General features: G+C 59.4%; 16 protein-coding genes and 1 pseudogene. 11 read left to right on the forward strand and 6 right to left on the reverse strand.

All coding sequences use genetic code 11. The features are described from left to right. Positions 1 to 300: 300 nt before the first annotated feature. The 8 genes and pseudogenes from NW858_RS00950 to NW858_RS00985 all read left to right on the forward strand — a co-directional run. A pseudogene (locus NW858_RS00950) lies at positions 301 to 498 on the forward strand (RNA-guided endonuclease TnpB family protein); the annotation flags it as partial. Between the two features lie 448 nt (positions 499 to 946). Beyond that, positions 947 to 1,861 (forward strand): hypothetical protein, encoded by a 915-nt coding sequence (locus NW858_RS00955; RefSeq protein ID WP_414519385.1) that lies wholly within the window; start codon positions 947 to 949, stop codon positions 1,859 to 1,861. Between the two features lie 240 nt (positions 1,862 to 2,101). Next, entirely contained in the window at positions 2,102 to 3,415 is a 1,314-nt protein-coding gene (gene hisD / locus NW858_RS00960) for a histidinol dehydrogenase (RefSeq protein ID WP_414334957.1), read from the forward strand. Positions 3,416 to 3,446: 31 nt separating this feature from the next. After that, complete coding sequence (locus tag NW858_RS00965; protein WP_414334958.1) at positions 3,447 to 4,235, forward strand: hypothetical protein; 789 nt, start codon at positions 3,447 to 3,449, stop codon at positions 4,233 to 4,235. A gap of 108 nt (positions 4,236 to 4,343) precedes the next feature. Beyond that, entirely contained in the window at positions 4,344 to 4,649 is a 306-nt protein-coding gene (locus NW858_RS00970) for a hypothetical protein (RefSeq protein WP_414334959.1), read from the forward strand. Positions 4,650 to 4,673: 24 nt separating this feature from the next. Next, the gene (locus NW858_RS00975; protein WP_414334960.1) at positions 4,674 to 5,828 is read left to right on the forward strand and encodes a tetratricopeptide repeat protein; all 1,155 of its coding nucleotides are present in this window, start codon (positions 4,674 to 4,676) and stop codon (positions 5,826 to 5,828) included. A 371-nt stretch (positions 5,829 to 6,199) separates the two neighbouring features. Then, positions 6,200 to 7,099 (forward strand): RNA polymerase sigma factor SigF, encoded by a 900-nt coding sequence (locus NW858_RS00980; protein ID WP_414519387.1) that lies wholly within the window; start codon positions 6,200 to 6,202, stop codon positions 7,097 to 7,099. Positions 7,100 to 7,219: 120 nt separating this feature from the next. Then, the gene (locus NW858_RS00985) at positions 7,220 to 7,798 is read left to right on the forward strand and encodes an SAM-dependent methyltransferase (RefSeq protein ID WP_414334962.1); all 579 of its coding nucleotides are present in this window, start codon (positions 7,220 to 7,222) and stop codon (positions 7,796 to 7,798) included. Here the strand turns inward: NW858_RS00985 and NW858_RS00990 are convergent. Then, the gene (locus NW858_RS00990; RefSeq protein ID WP_414334963.1) at positions 7,795 to 8,202 is read right to left on the reverse strand and encodes a VOC family protein; all 408 of its coding nucleotides are present in this window, start codon (positions 8,200 to 8,202) and stop codon (positions 7,795 to 7,797) included. The genes NW858_RS00985 and NW858_RS00990 overlap by 4 nt on opposite strands. Before the next feature lie 43 nt (positions 8,203 to 8,245). Beyond that, complete coding sequence (gene hemH / locus NW858_RS00995) at positions 8,246 to 9,280, reverse strand: ferrochelatase (protein ID WP_414334964.1); 1,035 nt, start codon at positions 9,278 to 9,280, stop codon at positions 8,246 to 8,248. Positions 9,281 to 9,544: 264 nt separating this feature from the next. Here hemH and NW858_RS01000 point away from each other — a divergent pair, with 264 nt between their 5' ends. After that, entirely contained in the window at positions 9,545 to 10,072 is a 528-nt protein-coding gene (locus NW858_RS01000; RefSeq protein WP_414334965.1) for a TM2 domain-containing protein, read from the forward strand. Between the two features lie 7 nt (positions 10,073 to 10,079). Here NW858_RS01000 and NW858_RS01005 read toward each other — a convergent pair whose 3' ends face one another. From NW858_RS01005 to mfd, 3 genes are all read right to left on the reverse strand, one after another. Further along, positions 10,080 to 10,862 carry an ABC transporter permease gene (locus NW858_RS01005; RefSeq protein ID WP_414334966.1) on the reverse strand — a complete coding sequence of 261 codons (783 nt, stop codon included), beginning with the start codon at positions 10,860 to 10,862 and terminating at the stop codon, positions 10,080 to 10,082. Beyond that, positions 10,859 to 11,794: an ABC transporter ATP-binding protein gene (locus NW858_RS01010; protein WP_414519390.1), complete on the reverse strand. Its 936-nt coding sequence runs from the start codon at positions 11,792 to 11,794 to the stop codon at positions 10,859 to 10,861. The genes NW858_RS01005 and NW858_RS01010 overlap by 4 nt, the downstream gene beginning before the upstream one ends. A gap of 102 nt (positions 11,795 to 11,896) precedes the next feature. Further along, complete coding sequence (gene mfd / locus NW858_RS01015; RefSeq protein WP_414519398.1) at positions 11,897 to 15,364, reverse strand: transcription-repair coupling factor; 3,468 nt, start codon at positions 15,362 to 15,364, stop codon at positions 11,897 to 11,899. A 396-nt stretch (positions 15,365 to 15,760) separates the two neighbouring features. Here mfd and NW858_RS01020 point away from each other — a divergent pair, with 396 nt between their 5' ends. Next, positions 15,761 to 17,194 carry a cytochrome ubiquinol oxidase subunit I gene (locus tag NW858_RS01020; RefSeq protein ID WP_414519392.1) on the forward strand — a complete coding sequence of 478 codons (1,434 nt, stop codon included), beginning with the start codon at positions 15,761 to 15,763 and terminating at the stop codon, positions 17,192 to 17,194. Positions 17,195 to 17,358: 164 nt separating this feature from the next. Next, positions 17,359 to 18,408 carry a cytochrome d ubiquinol oxidase subunit II gene (gene cydB, locus NW858_RS01025; RefSeq protein WP_414519394.1) on the forward strand — a complete coding sequence of 350 codons (1,050 nt, stop codon included), beginning with the start codon at positions 17,359 to 17,361 and terminating at the stop codon, positions 18,406 to 18,408. Between the two features lie 191 nt (positions 18,409 to 18,599). Here cydB and NW858_RS01030 read toward each other — a convergent pair whose 3' ends face one another. Beyond that, positions 18,600 to 20,126: a mechanosensitive ion channel gene (locus tag NW858_RS01030; protein ID WP_414519396.1), complete on the reverse strand. Its 1,527-nt coding sequence runs from the start codon at positions 20,124 to 20,126 to the stop codon at positions 18,600 to 18,602. Between the last annotated feature and the right edge of the window lie 471 nt (positions 20,127 to 20,597).

Raw genomic sequence — 20,597 nt, forward strand, 5'->3', positions numbered from 1 at the left:
CGCCGATCGCGTTGGAGCAGTGAGCTGGTCGCGGCGGGGCGTGCAAACCCTGAGGGCGCAACTGGACGGATAGGTGGATCCCCTGCGCCCTCTCCCCTTGTGTACGCGACAGCGCAGCGTTGGATCAAAGTGCTGGATCAACAAAACGCGCGGGATACCCCACCGTCTATACGGTGGGAAGGGATAGCGCCCAACATACTTAGCATGACCCAAGCTCTGACTACCTCTTGCAAGCTCAAGGTGTCTGCGTCGCAAGCCACAAAGCTGGATGCGACCAAGGCCTACGGCCGGCTGACGCGAACAGAGGGGGACAACTGGAATGGACAGCAGTTGAACCAGGTCAGAGACCACTACTCCCGCTTGAGAGCGGTTCTGCAACGCAAGGCCAGTCAGGGCACACGCAGTTCTCGGCGCAGATGCCGGGAGCTGCTGCAACGGCTGTCTGGCAAGAAAAGACGCTTTCAAGCTTGGGTAAACCACTGCATCTCCACTCGCGTCAGCGGGACGGAGTCCTTGTGGGCCTGCTTCAGGGCTACCCAAAAAACCACCCGCCTTATGCGGTGGGGTAGTTTATCAGGTTTTTGCAGACGAGAGGGATCCCTGTTACGCAAAGGGTAATTGCAGCGGCTGCAGTCGGTGTTGCTGGAAAGCTCTGTACTGGGCAAGGATTGGCAAAGACTGTAGTCATGGGCTGTAGCCAACCAGCCTCGGCTAATCTGAGCCACCGTAGGAGTTTTGACACTCCCCCGGCTGAAGTTGGGGAAGGCTTACGCAGTCCACAGTTGGACTCGTAAAGGCGCTGTCAAGACGCCCCTAGACAGTTCCTAGAGACAAAGCCTCAAGGTTCCGCTTGCTTACTGGCTTTCGGTACTGTCCGGGTTTTTCACCGGGGTAGGTGCTGACTTAAGATTACAACATCATAATAACACTGGCGAGCATAATAACATTGGCGAGCGACTCCAGTCGCTCGAAGGCTTTTCCGCCCCGCACTACTCGCGTCAGCGGCGCGGAGCGCTTAGTATGGGGCTACCAAGCCACTCTGCTGTGTTGGCCGAGTTGGCTCCTGAGGGGCATGGAGAAGGAAACACTCGAGAGTTTTTTGTCCATCCGGGGGGTGATGGGGGTGGCGCTCCTGAGTCGGACAGGCCGCCCTTTTTTCTACCGCTCTTTTCAGAACTTGGACAGCCGGCAGCAGCAGGCCCTTGCCGAAGGGCTGTTTCAGGTTTTGCAGACCATGCCCCCAGGCCTTGACTACTTTGACTTTCAGTTTGCCGAGCAACGAGTCTTTGTCTACCCCTTAGGGCCGGAGTGGGTGTTGCTGGTGGCGGTCAATGACGAGCTGGTGATGCCGGTCTACACCTTGGCCGTCAACCGCCTGCGAGCCGAGCTGCAACAGGATACGCCGAAGGGCCTGGCCACCTTTCGCCTGTTGACCAGCCAGGCGGAGGCCGTCCGGAACCCCACCCAACCCAGCTCCACCCTAGCAGAAGGCAAGCCCACACCAAGGGAGGAGGCGACCCAGCCGGCAGCGACAGGCAGCCGCATGCAGATGGATGTCTTTGTGCAATCTCTCAATCGCCTCTGCCAGATCACAAGCGGCTATTTGGGCAAGGCAGTGATCGTCAACTATTGGAAGGCAGCGCGGCAGGAAGTGGTGGAACGCCAGGGATCCTCAGCCGAGTGGCTCAACCAGTTCGAGATCGAGCGCAGCGGCCAAATCCACTACCGGGGCACCCTCAAGGAGCTGGACGAATCTCAACAAAAGGTGCTGCGGGACTGGGTACTGGCTTTTTTCCGCCGCTGCGAAGAGGTGATCCACGACTTTCGCAATTTAATCAAATCGGCTGAATTGCGCTGGTAAAAGCAGAGGAAGCTGCTTTTCAAACAGCGTCCTCAAAGCGCCATGGCCGGTTCTTGGCCGCGGAAAATCCAGGCTAAGCTATGACCATAGCAGATCACCCCAGGTGCAGACGGGATCCCTGACCGAGGATGGCTCCTCTGGCCACCACGAACCGGTGGAGTGAGGATCTGCTTTGCTACCGCGATGCCACCGGATCCCTCGCTACCATCTGCTTACGGCACGCTAGGCGAAGGAGTTGCCATGCTGAGAATCGTCACCCAGCTAACCGAGGCTGAAGCCGAGCTTAGACGGATCTCGGAGCGCACTCAGGCTGACCAGAACCTGCACCGTGAGGCCACTGTGCGGGAGATCCTGCAAGCAGTGCGCCGTCAGGGGGATCGCGCTCTACTGGCCTACACGGCTGAGTTTGACCAGGTGGAGTTGAGCGTGGCGGAGCTGAAGGTCTCGGGGGCGGAGCTGGAGGCGGCCTACCAGGCGGTATCGCCGCAACTGCTATCGGCCCTGCGCCTGGCCAAACAGCGCATTGAAGCCTTTCACCGGCAGCGGGTGCCCAGCAGTTGGGTGAGCTTTCCCGGCCCTGAGATCGTCTTGGGCAAGCAGTACCGCCCCGTGGACCGCGCCGGCCTCTACATTCCAGGAGGGCGGGCCGCCTATCCCAGCACCGTGTTGATGAACGCCATTCCGGCCAAGGTGGCGGGGGTGCCCGAGATTGTCATGGTGACCCCACCGGGATCGGACGGGCTGGGGGGCAAGGGGATCAGCCCGGCTATTTTGGTGGCCGCCCAAGAAGTGGGCATCCACACCATCTATCGCGTCGGCGGGGCCCAGGCCATTGCGGCGCTGGCCTATGGCACCGAGACCATCCCCAAGGTGGATGTAATCACCGGCCCCGGCAACATTTACGTGACTTTGGCCAAGAAGCTGGTGTACGGCACGGTGGGGATCGACTCGCTGGCAGGGCCTTCCGAGGTGTTGATCATCGCCGACGAGAGCGCCAATCCCCTCTATGTTGCCGCCGATCTTCTGGCCCAGGCCGAGCATGATCCCCTGGCGGCGGCCGTTCTCCTCACCCCCGATCTCCAGTTGGCCCAACAGGTGCAGCAGGCGGTGGCGGCCCAACTGGAGACCCACCCCAATCGCCTGATGGTGGAAAAGGCGGTGGCCAACTACGGGCTCATCGCCGTGGTGCCGGATCTGGCGACAGCAGTCAACTTGTCCAACCAGTTTGCGCCGGAGCACCTGGAGCTGCAGGTGGCGGATCCCTGGGCCCTGCTGGATCCCATTCGCCATGCGGGGGCAATCTTCCTGGGGCACTACACTCCAGAGGCGGTGGGGGACTACCTGGCCGGGCCCAACCACACCTTGCCCACGGCGGGGGCGGCTCGCTACGCCTCAGCTCTAGGGGTAGAGACCTTCCTGAAGTACTCCAGCCTGATCCAATACGGCTCGGCAGCTTTGCAGGAGGTGGCTGGCGCGATCCAAGCTCTGGCACAAGCGGAGGGGCTGCCCGCCCATGGCCGCTCGGTGCAACTGCGCTTGGCCGAGGGGAGCTAGAGAGTTTGGCCTGGCCGCAGGTTGGGTGACGATGGCAGCTTCTGTCTGGCGAAAGGGGCGGTGGTGGAGAGGGGCTCTGTCTGCGGCCATGGGATCCCTGCTGTTGGCGACGATGGCGGCTGCGGAGGGGATCCCTTCTCCGCCGCTGGCCGTGCCGTGGGAGTGGGTGTATGCCCTGCAGGAGCAGGCGCGGCAACGGCAGTGTACGCTGATTGGCCTGCTGCGCAGCCGGCCTCTGCCGGCACCGGATCCGCAGTGGCAGGTGTACACGCGGCTGGATTTGGTGGCCACCCCTCAGGCCAGTCGGTTGACCAGTGTGTTGTTTGCCAAGAACACTCGTACCCAAGCCTTGCAAGTGATCTATCAAGCTTCAGCGTCTGTGTATGACCCCGCCGAGCCCTTGGATTTTGCCATGATCCTGCCTCTGGCCTGGCAGGACAACACTCTGCTGGCGCGGGAGTACGAAGGCTGGTTCCAAACCGATTTGAGCTGGGATCGGGCGGTGATCTGGCCCTTGCCCACCGACTCGACCGGGATCCCGCCGGTACAGGTTTGGGAGCCACCGCCGGCCCTGGGATATGCCGAGCTGCTGGGCTGGGATCCCCAGGCGCGAGGGCGGGTGCTGTTTGCCGTGGCCGATAGCCTGGAAGAGGTGCCGCGGCTGGTGAGCGTTGGTTCCTCTTCCGATTGGTTGGTGCGGGGAACGGCCACGCTGACCGTCCCCGATTCCTCGGGTTTGGAAGAGGGCTGGATTGGGGCTGTTCCCGCAGGGTCAGCGGCCATTTGTCATGCCGGGAACTTTGGGCTAAACATCAGGTAGCCCTTCTCGATAGCCCTGAGCTTGGCGTTAGCGGATCCAAGACCGCGGGCGACGCAGCAGGGCCAAGGGATCCAAGGGCAACGTCGATAACCAAGGAGTGGGGCGAGCATGTCAAGACCGCAGGTACGGCGGGGATGGCCTCTGGAAGCCTTTGTGGGCGATGTTATCGTCTGTACACTGGAGGGATCCCATCTGGATCAAGTGACGGAGATCCGCGTCAGCCCGGCGGGCAAAGGGATCCGGGTTAGCTTCGGGGATCCCTTGGGGCGCTCCCAAGGGCCGGTGCAGGCCACTGCCGAGGCACTGACCGTAACTTTTGAGATCGATCCCAGCACCTACCCTGGCGAAAAACGCATCGAGCTGATCTCGCCGGCAGGGCCCAGCGATCCCCTGCCGTTTTTGGTGATGATGTAAAGTCGCGCGGCGAGGAAGTGGGTCATGCCGTTTGCGATTGCTCCGAGCGATGTGGGTGTGCTGCTGCTGGGGGTGGGCCTGTTGCTCTTGGCCGGCGGCTGGGCCTGGTGGCTGCGACGACAGCAGCAGGCTGCTCCCCCAGACTCGACAACTGTTTGGCCGGCAACGGCGGTTGACCTCTCTGCCCTTACGGTGGAACAGGGGGCCCAACTGCAGCCCTTCGAACAGGCGGTGGCAGATCGGCCCCAGGATCCCATTGCCTGGTACAACCGCGCCACCACCCTCGACCACCTGGGGCAGGCCCAAGCTGCCCTGGCCAGCTACGATCGTGCCCTGGAGCTAAAGCCAGATTTTCCCGAAGCCTGGAACAACCGCGGCTCTCTACTGGACGATCTCGGCCGTCACCAGGAAGCGCTGGCCAGCTACGAGCGGGCTTTGCACCTAAAGCCGGATTTTTTTGAGGCCCGCTTTAACCAGGCCAACACACTGCGGCAACTGGGCCGCTACCAAGAGGCCCTGCGCGCCTACGAGCAGATTCTCACCTTCCGCCCCGATAGCTCGGAAACGTGGTATCTGCACGGGCTAACCTTGGCCTCGCTGGGGCAGTGGCAGGGATCCCTAGCTAGCTACGACAAAGCCCTGGCCATTAACCCCAGCAATCCCCAGGTCTGGCAAAGTCGCGGGCTGGCCCTAGTGCACCTGGAGCGCTACGCCGAGGCCCTGGCCAGCTATGAACGGGCCCTGCAACTGGGATCCGCATCGGCTTCCCTCTGGGCCGGCCACGCCCTTGCCCACCACCGCCTGGGCAACTGGATGGAAGCTCTCAACAGCTACGACCGCGCCCTGGCCCAGGATCCCCAGCGCCCTCAGATCTGGGTGCAGCGCGGCCTGGTGCTGATGGACTTGAACCTCTACGGGCTGGCCATCCAGAGTTTTGACCGGGCCCTGCAGATGGATCCCGAAGATGCCGAGGCCCACTACGCCAAAGCCTGCTGCTGCGCCTGGGAAGGTCAGGTGCCCCAGGCTCTGCAAGCCTTGGAGCAAGCCCTGCGCCTGCAGCCGGAGCGCTACCGCCCCTTGCTCTCCTCTGAGCCCTATTTCGACCTCATTCGCAGTGAGCCGAGCTTTACGGCCTTCCTGACAGCCCTCTCCGGCCTTGGAACCGACACAGAGGGATAGCTTGGTAGCTCCGTATTTCGTGCGGGGCGGAAAAGCCCGTAAGCAACTTTAGTTGCTCATCGTCTGCGCCCTGAGTTCCAGAGGATGGGCCGGCAACAGCAATCTGGTGGCTCCGCCCAATGCAGAGGAAACCCGCTGATTTTCCGTAGAGATGCTGTTGCTTACAGCGAAAAACCTGAGCAAACTGAGAACACTCCAGCTCCTGGCAGATCTCGGGGGCAAGTTGTGTTCTTGTTAACATCTGGTAGCATTTTCATGGACACAACCTGATACTGTCTGCCTGCAAGCTTCTTCGCGGTTGGGTGCAGCGGAAGTCTGGCCCGGAGAAAATGGGTGGCGCCTAGTATCCCCTGTCTCTAAGTTGGTTGTCTATGCTAACGGCTCCTCAACCGCCTTCTCTCGACGACTCCGACCCGCCAACGCCATCGACAGCCGCGGCTCCCCTATCTTTGACTAAAGCTAGTATTGGCGATACTGGATCCCGAGCTGTGGGTGCGTCTATGGCATCCAAACATGAAGATGTTAAAGCCCAAACCGCTGCACTGTTGCGACTGTACCACCAGACTCGGGATCCGGCCCTGCGCAACCGGCTGGTGGAAATGAACCTGGGCTTGGTGCGCAAAGAAGCCCATCACTGGAGTAACCAATGCAATGAGGGGTACGATGACTTGGTACAAATCGGCTGCTTGGGTTTGATTCAAGCCATTGAACGCTTTGATATTACCCGTGGCCTGGCCTTCAGCTCCTTCGCCATGCCCTACATTCGCGGAGAAATTCAACACTACTTGCGGGACAAAAGCTCCACCTTGCGGATCCCACGTCGCTGGACGACTCTGCAGCGGCAAGCCAAGAAGGTGATTGCGCGCCTGCGGCAAGAGTTGGGCCGTCCCCCCTCTGAGGCCGAGGTGAGAGAAGCTTTGCAACTGACGGACCGGGAATGGCGAGAGATGGAACTGGCTCAACAAAATAGCCTTTTGCTCAGCCTTGATGCCCCCATTCAAACCGGGGAAGATAGCGTTGCTCTAGGCGAGGTCGTTCCAGATCAACGCTATCGCAGTTTTCAACTGGCCGAAGAAGACCGCATCCGTCTGCAACATGCCTTAGCCAAGCTGGAAGAACGCACCCGCCAGATTTTGGAATTTGTCTTCTTCTACGACCTCACCCAAAAAGAAACGGCAGAGCGGCTGGGGATCAGCGCCGTTACTGTTTCCCGCCAGGTCAAAAAGGGGCTGGAACGCCTGGCCAAGTTGTTGAATCAAGATATTTTTTGATATTTTTTAAAGTGTTTGGGCCAAGGCGATTGACGGTGCTTTCCCATCCAGTAAAATGCCGGAGCCTCGGTACTGCAATAGATTGCTAGACTAATGGGAACACCGATCAAAATATATTTGATGAATAGAAAAAAGCGCTCTTCTCGGGATCAACCCTCAGCACCTCGCGGTTTCAAGCCCAAGCTGAACCACAACTTGCTCGGCAGGGATCCCTTCTTCCACGGCCAGCCCAACCGGCTCAGCTTGGCTCCTTATGTGCGCACCTTGCCCTCGGTTGTCGATGCCATGCTGGATTTGGCCCAGGTGGGGCGCGAAGATGTGCTGTACGACTTGGGCTGTGGGGATGGCCGCATCCTCATTCGAGCGGCACAGCGCTTTGGCACGCGGGGTGTGGGGGTGGATATCGACCCGGAGCGCATCCTGGAAGCCCAACAGCGGGCCCAAGAAGCCCAAGTTCAGGATCGAGTCATCTTTCTCCAGCAGGATTTGCTTAATTTGGACTTAGCCCCGGCGACAGTGGTGAGCTGTTATTTGCTGCCCCGCTCCCACCTGCTGATCCGAGACAAGTTGCGCTCACAGCTCCGGCCTGGCGCCCGCTTGGTTACCCATTCCTTCGACATGGGAGATTGGCCCCCCACCGCCACCACCACCGTATCGGATGTCATCAACACCTACACCATCTACCTGTGGCAGATCTAGCCCTCCCAGGCCATCACTTCCCAAACAGCCGCAGAAGGCTGGTGCAACACAATCCGGTTGCCATCGGGATCCTGAAAATCCACCTCCTGTCCGTGAAAAGCTTGCCGCAGGGGGGAGATGGAGAGCCGGTAAGTTTTCGACAGCCCCTCCAGCGTTGTCAGGGATCCCTGTAAATCCTGCACCTGCAAGCAGAGGCTCATCGCCCCGGCTTGAGCAGCAAAGTTGGGGTGACGGCTGCCATAAAGGCCCAGCCGCAACCCTGGGAGACGAAACTCCACATACACCGGCTCCCCCTCGGTTGGGAGCTGAGCTTGAGGAGGGATCCCCAAGAGAGCCTGATAGAAGTGCTGTAGACGGGGTAAATCCGGGGTAGCCACGCTAACCAAGGCACCGGAAATCAGCATTGCAACCGCGTGGGGTAGTTCTGTTGCTTTACCCTAGTCTGGCTCAGGGCTCGAGAACAGAGTGAGCCACAGCCGCAGGCACAAAGGCAGGAGCGGCCAAGCCCGAGGTGAGCAAATAAGGCCGCACCAGCGCCGCCAAGCCGGCAATGAACAGCGGGTCGGCATTTAGGGCGGGCACCCGGCGAAAATCGGCGATCCCAACCTGGTGGGCCAGCTCCCGATACTCGATGTCGATCTCCTGCAGGGTCTCGATGTGCTCCGACACAAAGCTAATCGGCACCACCAGCAACTGCTTCACCCCGCGCGCTCCCAGCTCCGGGATAACCCGTTCGGTATAGGGTTGCAGCCACCGCACCGAACCCACCCGGCTTTGGTAGGAGAGGGTGTGGTCATTGGGGCGCTCCACCTGCTGCCAGATCAGCCGCACACAAGCTTCCATTTCCTGTTGGTAGGGATCCCCGGCCTGGGTGACATAGCTTTCGGGAATGCCGTGAGCGCTAAACAGCACATGCACCCTTTCGGGATCGGCAAACCGATCCAATTGTTCCCGAATGGCTCCTGCCATCGCCTGCACGTACTGAGGCTGATCGTACCAAGAGCTGATCTGGCAGCGCTCGATGCGGCCCAGCTGCGGGTCTTCGGCCCAGAGCCGATCCAGCAGCTTAAAGCTGGAGCCGGTCGTGCTGATGGAATACTGCGGGTAGAGCGGCAGCACCACCAGGCGGGTGATCCCATCCGACTTGATCTGCTGCACCACCGACTCGATGAGCGGGTGCCAGTAGCGCATGGCCACATACACCGGCACGTCGTAGCCCTCGGCCACCAGGTGGGCCTGCAGTTCTCGCGCTTGCTCGGCTGTGATGCGCCGCAAGGGGGATCCTCCCCCAATGGCTGCGTAGTTACGCCGGGATTTTGCGGCCCGCAGCGCGGAGATGGCCCAGGCAAAAGCCCCCTGCAAGAAGGGAAACGGCAGGCGGATCAGCTCGGGATCAGCAAATAGGTTGTAGAGAAAGGGCTGCACATCGGCCTGGGTCTCTGGTCCCCCCAAGTTCAGCAGGAGCACGCCGCTTTTGGACATAGCAAAACTCAATCATCGTTCTTTATCCACTGTAGGGGGTCTTATCCCACAGCGGGAAAGTGGCCTTAAGTTTTTTTGCAGCCTTTCTCATCCACCTAGCCGACGTTGGTGAAAGCGGCAACAGCAGGCCAGCCTCACCTGATGGCGCAGCGAAGTGAAGCTATCGTATACCTATACGCTTGGCTCTGGGACATTGAGCCTCGTCGCCAAGCCTTCTGTCCCTCCCCTGCTGCGCCGTAGCGTGGGGTCTCTCGGAGAAAAACGATGAGTTCTCGCTACCTACTGCCCCCTGCCGAGCCCAAATCTGTCGGCACCACCTACATCCTTTGGGCGCTGGGCATATTCGGGATCTGTGGCGTCCATCGCCTCTATCTGGGCAAAACCGTGACGGGCATTCTCTGGCTTTTGACCTTCGGCCTGTTGGGCTTTGGCCAGTTGATCGACCTGTTTCTGATCCCGGGCATGGTGGAAGATTACAACTTCAAGCTGGCCGTCCTGCAAGGAGTGCGGCCCTCTCCGGCTCCCGCAAAAGCCGTCTCGGCCCCGCCTCAGCCTTTGAAGGGTCAGGCTTTGATGCGGGAGATCCTGCGGCTGGCGCAGCAGCGACAAGGGATCCTCACCCTCTCCGAAGTCGCCATTGAGCTGCCTGCTGACTTTGACGAGATTGAAAAAGCGCTGCGAGAGCTGAGCCGGCGGGGCATCGCTTCTCCCGAGAACAACTTGGCTACCGGCGCAGTGGAGTACCACTTCCCTCACCTGTTGCGCTCCCCTGGCGACCGGCGCTCCCTCTGACAACGTCCTACTGGGATCCCAAGATGCCCCGCTGTTTGGCCAGTTGCATCGCCCGGCGAAAGGCCAGCAGGCCCAGCCCGAAGTAGAAAAGGCCGCTGGCCAGAGCCATGAGCAGCCGCAGGGGATCCAAGCCCGCCTCCCGCACCATCAGATCCCGCAGCAAGCCGGCCCCTGCCGTCATGGGCAGCATCTGCCCCAGCCACTTCAGGGATCCCGACCACTCTTCCGTGGGGGTGGCCAGGAGAAAGAGCAGGCCGAATTGGCTGAGGATCAGCAGTTGTTGGATGCGCTTCCAAATCAAGGCGGCGGATCCCAGCAAAAACGAGAAGCCATAGGCCCCCAGCACCACGCTCAAGAGTGGCAACAACAGAGTGGGAGGAAAGCGCAGCCGGCTGCCTGTCAACAGCAAAATGACGCCCAAAATAACGGCGACGACGGAAAAGCGCAACACCAAGCTGGCGCAGGCCCGCGCCAAAAACAGGGTGGCCGCCGAAAAGGGCGAGAGCAACACCTGCTCCAAGGTGCCTGTCTGGGCTTCTACTTGCAGGTTGAGGGCAATATCGTTCACCACAAAAATGACCAGCGTCCAGAGCACATAGCCGATCACCACCGCGTCCAGCCGTTCGCCAAATTGGGAGGCCGGCCCCGCCACATACTGAGCGCCGGCAAAGAGGGCATAGAAGAAAAAGGTGGTAATTAAGATCCCGCCCAGGGCTTCTGCCGGATAGCGGATGTACTGGATCCAGGCCCGCTTCAGCTCGGCCCAAAACAGGTGTATCGCCTGCATCATCCTCGCCCATCCCCTCTTTTTAAGAGCTTGAGAAAAATGTGGGTGAGATCCGCTTCCTCTCGCTTAATGCTAAGCAGGGGCAAGGGCTTGAGGATCTCCAGCACCTGATACAACGCCTCTGAAGAGCCGCCAAAGCGCAACTGATGGAAGCCGAGAATCTCCACCCCTTGCTGGAGCAGGCGCTCCGCCCGGCTGGGATCGAGGTCTTGTTCCAACTCAATCCGATAAGTACCGGCTGCGCCGGCAAAGCGCCGGATCAGCTCCTGCGTGGGGGCCTGGCAGAGGATTCTCCCCCCCTCGATCACGGCCACTTGGTCTGAGAGGGCCTCGGCCATCTCCAGTTGGTGGGTGGTGAGGAGAATGGCCCGACCTGCAGCGGCAATTTGGCGGATCAAGGATTTCACCGCTTGCGCCGCTTCCACATCCAGCCCCAAGGTGGGTTCATCCAGCAACAGCAGAACCGGCTGGTGCAGCAGGGCAACAGCAATGGCCACCTTCTGCTGCATACCCCGCGAAAGGGTTTGCACGGCAACATCCCGTTTTTCCAGCAGGCCAAAGGTCTCCAGCAGCTCCAGCCCCCGTTGGCGAGCCGTTCTGGGGGATAGCCCCCGCAGCACGCCAAAATACTCTAAGTTTTGCAGGGGGGTGAGCCGCCAGTAGAGGTTGCGGTTGCCTTCCAGCACCGCCCCCACCTGGGCCAGCGCACCCGCATCGGCGTGGGGATCCCGTCCCAGGATGCGCACCGTGCCGGCATCCGGCTGGATCAGCCCAGCAATCATCTTGATGGTGGTGGTCTTGCCGGCTCCATTGGGCCCCAAGAAAGCCAGGATCTCCCCTGCCGCCAGCGTCAGAGAGACATCCACCACCGCCCGCACCTGCTTGCCCCCCTGCCGGTAGGTTTTCTGGAGGTGGTGAGCTTCGAGGACTTTCATGAGGCAAGGCAACGGGGAGTGCAAAAGTCCAACCCGAGGAAGGCCGGGCACCCATCCCAGTTTCTCACAGCAGAAGCCCCGCCCCGCAGCCAGGACCCAGGACTAAGTGGCTGTTGGGAGCCCGGCCTCTATCCGGCTCAGGGCTAAGCTCATTTTGTCCAGCCACTGCAAAAGGTTCTCCAGTTGCTGCGCCGCAGGCACCATCCCCAGGCCCCGCACCGTCACCTTGCCCGGCTGGTAAACAAAGCGAGGCTGTAGGTGAGTGGGCAGCGCTTCCTTGAGGCGGTTCCAGGCGGGCTCCTCCATGGGAGTTTCCAGAAGCACATGCTCCTTGGCCGGCCTGATACGGGAAAAGCCCAGCCTGCGGGCCAAAATCTTCAGCTCCATCACCCGCAGCAGCTCCTGGGTAGGCCTGGGCAGGGGGCCAAAGCGATCCTGCCATTCCTGGGCAATTTGCAACAGCTCGACCCGAGAGCCGGCAGCAGCCAATTGGCGATAGGCCTGCATCTTTTGATCTTCGTCGGGGATATAGCTTTGCGGGATCATGGCGGTGACATTGAGGTCGATTTGCGTATCTTCCACCTGCGGGATCTCTTGGCCACGAATTTCGCGAATGGCCTCTTGCAGCATCTCCAAATAAAGATCGAAGCCCACAGCATTGACCTGCCCCGATTGCTGCGTGCCCAACAGGTTGCCAATGCCGCGAATCTCCATATCCCGCATCGCCAATTGATACCCAGATCCCAGTTGGGTAAATTCCTGAATGGCCTGCAGGCGTTTGCGGGCCTCTTCGGTGAGGATGCCATCTTCTCGGTAGAACAGCCAAGCATGGGCTTGGATCCCAGCCCGGCCCACCCGCCCTCGCAATTGGTAAAGCTGAGCCAGACCAAACTCCTGGGCATTTTCGATCAAAATGGTGTTGACACGGGGAATATCCAAACCCGACTCAATAATGGTGGTGCAGACCAGGATATCGATTTCCCCGTTGTTAAAAGCCAGCATCGTCGCTTCCAGCTCTCCTTCCGGCATTTGCCCATGGGCAATGGCAATGCGGGCGCCGGGCACCCATTCCCGCAATTTGGCGCTGGTCTCTTCGATCCCTTCAATGCGGTTGACAACATAAAAGACTTGCCCGCCGCGATCCAACTCTTGGCGGATAGCCGTGCGAATGACCTCAGGATTGTAGGGGGAGAGGTGAGTTTTAATCGGGCGCCGCGAGGGCGGGGGAGTTTGGATCAAGCTCATTTCCCTCAACCCCGACAAGGCCATATACAGCGTGCGGGGAATGGGGGTAGCCGTAAGGGTGAGCACGTCCACCTGGGTTTTGAGGAGTTTAATTTTCTCTTTTTGGTTGACGCCGAAGCGCTGTTCTTCGTCGATGACCAAAAGGCCTAAATCGCGAAACTGTACATCCTTGCCTAAAAGCTGGTGGGTGCCCACAATGACATCCAGTTCACCACTTTTGAGGCGGGCCAGGATCTCTTTTTTCTCGTCGGGAGTGCGGAAGCGGTTGAGTAAGCCCACTTGAATGGGATAGGGGGCAAAGCGCTCTTTGAGAGTGTGGTAGTGCTGCTGGGTGAGAATGGTGGTTGGCGCCAAAAGAGCTACTTGTTTGCCGGCGGTTACGGCTTTAAAAATGGCACGGATGGCCACTTCCGTTTTGCCAAAACCCACATCCCCGCACAGCAGCCGATCCATGGGGCGGGGAGACTCCATATCCCGCTTGATCTCCTGGACGGCGCGAATTTGATCCGGTGTCAGAGGATAGGGAAAAGAGTCTTCCAGCTCCTGTTGCCAAGGAGAATCGAGCGGGAAGGCATAGCCCTCCTGTTGGGCACGCTTGGCATAGAGTTCCAACAGGTCAAGGGCCACTTTTTGCAGGCTCTTTTTAACTTTTTGCTTGGTCTTTTCCCAGGTGCTGCCGGACATTTTGTGCAGCGCGGGGGGGCCATCGCCGCCGGCCCGGTAGCGGGAGAGGGAGTTGACCTGGTCGGCAGCCACCCGCAGCAGGCCATCGCTGTATTGAATGACCAGATATTCTCGGGTTTCGCCGCCGATGGTGAGGCTTTCCAGCCGCAGGAACTGGCCAATGCCATGGGCCCTGTGAACAACAAAATCCCCCGGCTTGAGCAGGTTGGGATCCACCTGGCGGGAGCTGGCCTGGCGGCGCTTGCGCACATAGGTGGGGGTGGCCAGGCTGTGCTGGCCGAAAAACTCGCGGTCGGTCAGCACCACCCACCCCAGCGTGGGCAGGAGAAACCCCTCCAGATCCGCTAGGCCGGAGTACTTCAGGGCCACCGGCGTGTAGGACTGGAGCTGGCGCTCGATAGTCGGAAAATCTTTGGGGTTGGGCACGTACTGGGCCGGGCAGTCGTGTTCCTGCAGCAGAGCCACGGCGCGGGAGGGCTGGGCGGAGAGAATCCACACCTGCAAGTGTTGCTTGCGGTACTCGCGCAGGGTTTTGGCCAGGGATCCAAACTGGTGGGGAGTGGCAGGGACAGGCCGGCTTTTGAGGTCGAGGACAGCTTCCCCCTCGCCAGCAGGGGCAAAGGCACGGACCAACAGGCGGGGGAAGGGATCCCACTCAGCGGCCTCAAGATCAAAGGGGCGGTGGAAGGGCACTAGAGCCGGCTCAGCAGCCTGGGCCAATTGCCACTGCTCCTGGGCGTGGGCTAGCCACTGCCGGCTGTGGGCCTGGCACTGCTCCGGCTCGTCGATCAGGATCAAGGTATTGGGATCCAAGTAGCTCAGCAGGTTGGCCGGTGGATCGTAGAGCAGGCCGAGAAAACGGCGCAGGCCTTCTGGGGGAGGCGATCCCTGCTGCCGCAGGGCGGGGGAGAGCTGCTCCATCTTTTCCTGCAGCGCTGGCCAGAGCATGGGCCCATAGCCGGTGGGGGTCAGCCAGACAGAAGGGATCCCATCTTGGGAGCGCTGGCTTACCGGGTCGAACTCCCGCAGCCGTTCCAGCTCATTGCCAAACCACTCCAGGCGCACCGGCCACTCGCAGGCCACCGGGAAAATGTCGAGAATATCGCCCCTTTGGCTCCACTGCCCCTCGCTTTCCACCAGGCTTACCCGCTGGTAGCCCAGCCGGGCCAACTGCTGCCCCAACTGCTGCGGCGACAGCTCCAGGCCAGGTTCCAGCTTGAGGCAGAAGGCCTGAAACACCTCTGGGGGGGGAAGATGGGGTTGTAAGGCCCGCTCCGTGGCCACAACGGCCATGCCCTTTCTGCCCTGGAGACAATCGGCCAGCACCTGCAATTGTCCCCACACCAGTTCCGGCTCCAGGTCAAACGGCTCATAGGGGGAAGCCTCAGAAGTGGGATAAAGGTACACGCTCTCCCAGCCCATGCCCTCCAGTTGCGCCGTCCAGCGGCCTGCTTCTTCCAAAGTGGCAGTCACCACCAGCAGGGATCTCCCCTCCTGCTGGGCCAAAGCCGAGGCCATCAACCCCTTGGCGATCCGCCCTGCCCCTTGAATGGCTGCCTGTCGCCGCGATCTCAAGCGGGCGGCCAACTCTTGTACCAAGCCGGATTGGGCGAGAAAGCGCACCAGCGGGACAAACGACATCTTCCACCCCCCACTGCCAACTGGGATCTCCAACAAGCCGGGATCCCAATTCTGGCAGGCCCTGAGGGAAATTTGCATGGCGTTATCCCCGCCCCTCAACGGGCCATTTCGGGATTGCGGATCCCCAGAGTTCAGAACCCTCTTTATCCTGTAGTCTGCTTTACACGAAGAAAACCCCTTCTTCCAAGATCCTAAAGTTAACCTTTAGAGTCGAGCAGCCCATCGCTGATCTTGGTCAAGATGCAATCCTAGGAGGAACAAAAAAGATAGCCTTCCCGACCTCATCCAAATGGGTACGGATGTCTGCAGCGAACATACCTAGAGGCGTGCCTGCACAAACTGCAGCAGAGAGGGTTGGGAAAAGTTGAGTTTATCCATCCAAACTGGGTGCCAATCATGTTTCTAGACACCGTCGCACTTTCTCGACTACAGTTTGCCCTCACGGCCATTTTCCATATGCTATGGCCGGTTTTAACAACGGGACTGGCTATTTATCTTGTTGTTATAGAGGGCCTTTGGCTAAAAACCCGCAATCTAGATTACTATCGCCACGCTCGTTTCTGGTCAAAGATCTATGTGTTGAACTTTGGCATCGGCGTGGCCTCAGGGTTGCCGATGGCCTTTCAATTTGGCATGAACTGGGCCCCTTTTTCTGAGGCGGTGGGCGACTTCTTTGGAACCGTCCTTGGGTTTGAGGGCACGATGGCCTTTATGCTGGAGGCCAGCTTTTTGGGGATCATGCTCTTTGGCTGGGAGCGGGTGCCGCCGGTGATTCACTGGATCTCGACAATCCTGGTGGCCTTCGGCGCCAACCTCTCTACCTTTTGGATCCTGACGGCCAACTCTTGGCTACAGACGCCGGCAGGGGGAGTATTTGTCAATGGAAAGTTTGTGGTGCGCGACTACCTGCAAGCCATTGTCAATCCCTTCATGGTCAATAGCTTTCTGCACATGTTTTTTGCCACTTTGGAGACCTCTTTGTTTGTAATTGGTGGCATCAGCGCCTGGTACATTCTCAAGCGGCGGCACAGCGAGTTTTTTTCCCGTTCCCTCAAAGTGGTCTTGGCAATGGCTCTGGTGGTGGCCCCTTTGCAGGTGTTTATCGGCCACTTGAGCGCGGAGCAAGTGTATCGCTATCAACCGGCCAAGCTGGCGGCCATGGAGGCCCAGTGGGAGACGATCCCCGCCGGCGAACGAGCCGATTGGAGCCTGTTAGCCCTGCCCAACGACCGAGAAGAGCGCAACGAGTGGGAGGTGAAGATCCCCGGTGCGCTGGGCTATCTGCTGGAGTTTAAGCCCAGGCTGGATCGACCGGTGCAGGGCCTGAAAGCTTGGGATCCCCAAAATCGTCCTCACATGATTGGCCTCATCTACTACTCCTTTAGGACAATGGTGGCCATTGGCCTGTTTCTGGCCGGGCTTATGGGGGTTACCTTGATCCAGTGGTTGAGGGGCAAGCTGTCGGCGGAGGCCCTCTCCCAGCAGAAGTGGCTGATGTGGGCTTGGGTCTTCGCCGCACCCCTGGGATACATTGCCGTGGAGACCGGTTGGATCGTCCGCTGCGTGGGCCGGCAGCCCTGGATTGTGTATGGACAACTGCGCACCGCGGAATCCGTTTCGCCGCTGCCGCCGGGAGAGGTGCTGTTTTCTTTGGTCGGCCTGACTGCTTTGTATACGGTGTTTTTCGTGGCTGCCCTTTACTTTGGCAGCCGCATCATCCGCAGAGGGCCTGACCTGGAGCTGCCTGCCCCCGTTCCGGCAACCCAGCCGGTGATGGTGATCGAGCCTGCCCGCCACGAGCCGGATCGCCGTCCTGCAGAAGCTCGCTAGCACCGGTGCAGCCCCAACAGAACCCAGACAACACCGCAGGCTCCTCATCGAACAGCAGCCAAGCCACTTGTCGATTTCCAACTCCCCTCTCCCAGAGGGAGAGGGGCTGCGGGTGAGGGGGATCATGTCTCGAACTGGTCGGAAATAAACTACAGAGAACGACGATGGAATCTTTCGAGCCTTTACAGCAGTTTTTACCGCAAGTCTGGTTTTTTATCCTCGGTCTCTTTCTCTTCCTCTATGTTCTGCTAGATGGATTTGACTTGGGGGTTGGCATCCTCTCCCTGACGGCTTCTAGCGAGACCCGCCGCAGCATTCTCATGACCAGCCTGGGCAATGTCTGGGATGCCAACGAGACCTGGCTGGTGTTGATGGGGGGATCCTTATTTGGAGCCTTTCCCCTTGCCTACGCCACCATTCTCAACGCTCTCTACATTCCGCTGGTGATCATGGTGGTGGGCCTGATCTTGCGGGCTGTCTCTTTCGAGTTTCGGGAGAACGCCGACAACAAGCTGGTGTGGAACATTGCCTTCGGGGTGGGCAGCTTTTTGGCGGCCTTGGGCCAGGGGTTTGCCTTGGGCAGCGTCTTCGAAGGGATCCGCGTCGACGAAGCCGGCCACTTTGCCGGCAGCCCTTGGGATTGGCTGACCTGGCGCACGGTGTTGGTGGCTCTTACCTTGATCCAGGGCTACGTGTTAATCGGCTCGGCCTATCTGATCGTTAAGACCACCGGCGAGCTGCAGAAAACCTACTACAAGACAGCAACCATCGCCACCTGGACAACATTGCTGGGGGCAGTGTTTATCACCATTAGCACCCCCATCATGTCGGAGCAGGCGCGCGCTCAGCTTTTCTCGCCTCCTCTTTTCTATATCTTTGCTGCCATCCCCGTTTTGGGACTTTTGTTGGTGGCTCTGTTGCTGCGCAGCCTGCGGCGGCGAGAAGAAAATAGCGTTTTGGTTTATACTTTTTTAGTCTTTGCCCTTTCTTTTATCGGCTTGGGGTTTATGGTTTTCCCCAACATTATTCCTCCCAGCGTCACCATCTACGAAGCAGCCGCTTCTCCCAGTTCGCTGGTGTTTATGCTCACCTTTATTGGCTTTTTGATCCCGGTTATTTTGTCCTACAACATCTACAACTATGTGGTGTTCCGGGGCAAGATCGTGGTGCAGGAAGCAACGCCAGAAGAGGCCAAAGTTTCGGAGGCAGCTTAAACCCAAAGCAAAAAGTCTCAACTTAATTAATTAAATCAAGACCCCGCGGAGCGTTTTGCCAGGCGGGGTACATTTGCAAGCAAAACAGGGTTAACCTTGAGGGGGCCATCGGATGGGTGGCATGGCCACTCCTTAAGAAGCGCTGCTCTCTTTGGGTAGGAAGAGCAATTCCTCTAGCAGATTTGGCCTTTTCACTCCCGCTTCAGCCACTGCCGGATCTGCTCGGCAGCCACATCGCGACCTCCCAAACCAAAAGCCAAGGCCACCGCGACGGCAATCGCGCCCAGCACCAGGCCAAAAGCCAGCACCACAATGTCGGTGGCTACACCCATCTGTTGTAAGGCCATGGCGCCGACGAAAACCAAGATGGCCACCCGCGCCGCCTGCGCCAGCACGCCTGCAGAGGGGTTGCCCAAGCTCTTGATCATGGAATGGGCCAAATTGGCCAAGTAAAGGCCGATCCCGAACACCAAGGCGCCGATGAGCACCCGCCCGGAAATCAGCAACAGCCCCTGCACGATGTCGGTTAAAGCGGCAAACTGCAACAGCTCCACCGCCGGCACCGCCCCAAACAAGACCACGCCCACCCAGACCACCAGGCCGGCAATTTCAGAGGGGGTGCGCTGCTTCACCAACTCCCCTTCAGCGGCAGGCGCTTCAGGAGCAGGGGCCAAGGGCAAGCCGAGGCCAGCAGCCAAGCGGTCAAAGCCCACCGCCTGCAGCAACTGGGTCACCAAACCGGCCAAAAACTGCCCCAGCCAGTAAAAGACGGCCAGAATCAGAGCCGATCCTGCAATTCGGGGAATGGCCCGCAACACCTGCTCCAGCATCGCCACCGCCGGATCCGAGATGGCCCGGATTTCCAGAGCATTGAGAGCCGCAATCACCGCCGGGATCAACACCAAGATGTAGGCCACCGTCCCGACAATCTGGGCCAACTGGGGAATGCCAAAGCGGGCCCCCAAGCGGTTGGCTCCTGCTGCCGCCAGCAAATTGGAGATGAGGCCGCGCACGATGCGGGCCAAAAACCAGCCCACCACACCGATGATGAGCGCTCCCAAAATGCGCGGCACCATCGACAGGATTTGATCCAGCAGGTTTTGCACCGGCTGCAGCGGCCCCCGCAGGTTCAGCGTATCCAGGATGAGCGGCAAAAAGAACAAGAGAATCAACCAGTAGAGGGCGTCACCCAGAGCTTCATTCAAGAGAAAAGGAGCGACCTCAGCCCCCCCCTCTGACTTTGCAGCCGTTCCTTCTGTGGCCGCTTCTGTACCCACCTCACCGGCAGCGCTCTCCTGTTGGAGAGGCTGAGCCAGCCGCTCGTCTAAGTTAAAGCGCCGCAGCCCCTGAATGACCGCTAGGCGGGCAACAGTAGCCACCGCCCAGCCCACCACCAGCAGCACCAGGGATCCACCCAGCCGCGGCAGATAGACAAAGATTTCGCCTAAAAACCGATTGAGCGGATCGGAGACGGCCTGGAGCTGTAGGGCATTCAGCACCGCCACCAACACAAAAGCCAGGATGATCCAGTAAACAGCAGCGGCCACCCAGCGCTCCGTTTGCGGCAGCTTCTCGCCAGGCTTTTGCCCCAAAACCCAAGCAGCTAGGCGGTTATCGAGCTGCGTCCGCCTGAGCAGCCCCCGAACGCCGAAGGCCACCGCCGTGGCCACGAGCCAACCCAGAATTAGGATGAAAACCGCCGCCAGCAGATTGGGCATAAAATCGACAAGCCTGGACCAAAGATTGACAAAAAAAGAGACAGTCTCATCTCTAAAAGTGCTTACAGGGGTGTCCATAATTACCCTCACAGCCTGAAATGCTCAGGATGCACAAATGATAAGAGTAGGTTAGCCTGAAGCGCTTCCTTGGGCAAGCTGGGTTTGTCCGGGAGAAAGCCTCAAATGTCAAAAGAAACGGCAGGTCTTGAAACAAAGCTTTACATCTATCCACAGGCGGCAAGGGTTGAGCCAAGCTGCAGGAGTTCTGCCCAAGAAAATTTAAGGTTTAGGTGTATAGGGGAAAACTTTTGCAGTTCTTTAGCTTAATCGGCGGGAAGCTCCGCACTGTATTGGTGAATTGTGTTGACTCAAGAGCCAATCAGTGTCGGGATGCAAGCCGTTCGTCCTACACTTGAGGAGAACAAGTTAAATCTCTGGAGAGTTTCCCGCCGTGGGTCGCACGGTGGCCGC

The organism is Synechococcus sp. H55.10, assembly GCF_047502715.1.
Classification (GTDB): domain Bacteria; phylum Cyanobacteriota; class Cyanobacteriia; order Thermostichales; family Thermostichaceae; genus Thermostichus.